Source organism: Streptomyces corynorhini, from assembly GCF_003346515.1.
Lineage (GTDB): Bacteria > Actinomycetota > Actinomycetes > Streptomycetales > Streptomycetaceae > Streptomyces > Streptomyces corynorhini.
The window spans coordinates 1-2,639 of sequence record NZ_QQNA01000138.1 but is presented as its reverse complement, the minus strand read 5'-3'; the positions used below and the strand labels follow the sequence as shown (position 1 = coordinate 2,639).

At 69.1% G+C, this 2,639-nt stretch carries 1 protein-coding gene; it reads left to right on the top strand.

Annotated features, from left to right (window positions below):
• Positions 1-2,639, top strand: a 2,639-nt coding sequence (locus DVH02_RS35195; protein WP_114624871.1) for an acyltransferase domain-containing protein, incomplete at both ends; no start/stop codon positions are given.

The following is a 2,639-nucleotide window of genomic DNA, read 5'->3' as shown; positions in this document are numbered from 1 at the left end:
CTCGGCATGGGACAGGAGCTGTACGAGACATACCCGGCGTTCGCCGAGGCATTCGACGCGGTCGACGCCGAACTTCCGTTCTCCCTCAAGAACGTTGTCTTCGGCGAGAACGAGAACAGAGACGGGGACAGGAACGGGAACGGGAATGCGGACGGGAATGGGGACGGGAACAGGAATGGGGACGGGGACGGGGACGCCGACCGGCTGAACCGCACCGAGTTCGCCCAACCCGCCCTGTTCGCCCTCGAAGTCGCCCTCTACCGGCTGGTCGAGTCCTTCGGCGTCCGCCCCGACCTGCTGATGGGGCACTCGGTGGGAGAGATCGCCGCCGCGCACGTCGCCGGGGTCTGGTCCCTGGCGGACGCCTGCCGTCTGGTGGTGGCGCGTGGCCGGTTGATGCAGGCGCTGCCCGAGGGTGGTGCGATGGTCGCGCTCCAGGCGAGCGAGGACGAGGTACTGTCCCTCCTCGACGGCCGGGCCGATGCCGCCATCGCCGCTGTCAACGGACCGCGCTCCGTGGTGGTTTCGGGCGCCGCCGACGCGGTCGAGGAGATCGCCTCCCGCTTCCGGGCCGATGACCGCAAGGTGACGGCTCTGCGGGTCAGCCACGCCTTCCACTCCCCGCTCATGGACCCGGTACTCGACGCGTTCCGGGCCGTCGCCACCTCCCTCACCTACCACCCGCCGCGCCTCGCCGTCGTCTCCAACGTCACCGGCCGGCTCGCCGAGGCCGCCGACCTCGTCTCGCCCGACTACTGGGTACGGCACGTCCGCGAGGCGGTCCGCTTCGCGGACGGCGTACGCACCCTCGCCGAGCAGCGGGCGCGACGCCTGCTGGAGCTGGGCCCCGACGGCCAGCTGACCGCCCTGGCCCAGGCATGCCTGGACGACGACACCGTCGGCACCGGCGGCCCGTACGTGTTCGCCACCACGCTGCGCAAGGACCGTCCCGAGCCGGAGAGCCACCTCGCCGCACTCGCCTCGCTGCACGTCAGCGGCCTTTCGGTCCGTTGGGACGCCGCGTTCCCCGCCGGCGACGGCAAGGATCTCGATCCTCTGCCCACCTACGCCTTCCAACGCCGCCGTTTCTGGTCCCGCGACAGCCGCTGGGCCCCCGGCGACCTCGGTGGTGTCGGTCTCGGGGCGGCGGGGCATCCGCTGTTGGGTGCGGCCGTGCAGTTGGCCGGTGGGGATGGTGTGGTGCTGACGGGTCGTCTGTCGGCGGGCAGTGTGGGGTGGCTGGCGGATCATGTCGTCGGTGGCGTGATGGTGTTCCCGGGGACGGGTCTGTTGGAGCTGGGGTTGCGTGCGGGCGAGGAGGTGGGATGCGACCGGGTGGAGGATCTGACGGTCGTGGCGCCTTTGGTGGTGCCGGAGCGTGGTGGTGTACGGGTTCAGGTGAGGGTGGGCGTCGAGGATGAGTCCGGCCGACGGTTGTTGGAGATCCATTCGCGTGATGACGCGGCGTCGGATGTGGAGGTGTGGACGCTGCATGCGACGGGTGCTCTCTCTGTGAGGTCTGGGGCGGGTCCGGTCGATGGGTTTGATTTTGGGGTGTGGCCGCCTCGGGGTGCGGTGGCGGAGTCGGTGGAGGGGGTGTATGAGCGGTTTGCGGGGTTGGGGTTGTCGTATGGTCCGGTGTTCCGTGGGTTGCGGGGTGTGTGGCGCCGTGGTGGTGAGGTGTTTGCTGAGGTAGCTCTGCCCGAGGGTGTGTCGGGTGGTGGGTTTGGGGTGCATCCGGCTTTGTTGGATGCGGCGTTGCATGGGGTGATGTTTACGTCGGTGTTTGGTGAGGGGGGTGTGCGGTTGCCGTTTGGGTGGTCGGGTGTGTCGTTGTGGGGTTCGGGTGCGGGTGTGTTGCGGGTTCGGTTGACGGTGTTGGGTGAGGGTGTGGTGGGGTTGGAGGTTGCGGATGGTTCGGGTGGTGCGGTGGCGTCGGTGGAGTCGTTGACGTTGCGTGAGGTGTCGGGTGGTTTGGGTGCGGTGGGTGGTGCGGGTGGTGTGGAGCATCTTTACCGGACGGATTGGGTGAGGCTTGCCGCTGGTGCTGGTGCTGGTGGGGATGCGGTCGCGGGTGTGGAGGGTTCGGTTTTGGCTGGGGTGTTGCCGGGGGTTGGTGAGGTGGTGTCTGGTGATGTGCTGGTTCGGGTGGAGCGTGGTGCGGGTGGTGTGGTGGATGAGGTGCATTCTGTGACGGGTTGTGTGGTGGGTTTGTTGCGGGATTGGTTGGTGGAGGAGCGGTTCGCGGGGTCTCGTCTGGTGGTTGTGACGCGGGATGCTGTGGCGGTGGATGGTTCGGTGGCTGATCCGGTGCTGGGTGCGGTGTGGGGTCTGGTGCGGGCGGCGCGTGCGGAGAACCCTGAGCGGTTCGGGCTGCTTGATGTCGACGACGCGGCGGAGTCCTGGTCCGCCGTGAGCGGCGCCCTGAGCACGGGCGAGCCGGAGGCCGCTCTGCGGAACGGCACGGTCTTCGTGCCCCGCCTGGCCCGCGGCGGCCTGGACCGCGCGCTGCCGCTTCCGGCGGGTGAGCCGTCCTGGCGGCTCGCTATCGCCGAAAAGGGGACGTTGGAGGGGCTGGCGCTTCGGCCGGTTGTTGCGGAGGAGTTGGGGGAGGGGCAGGTTCGTATTGGGGTGCGGGC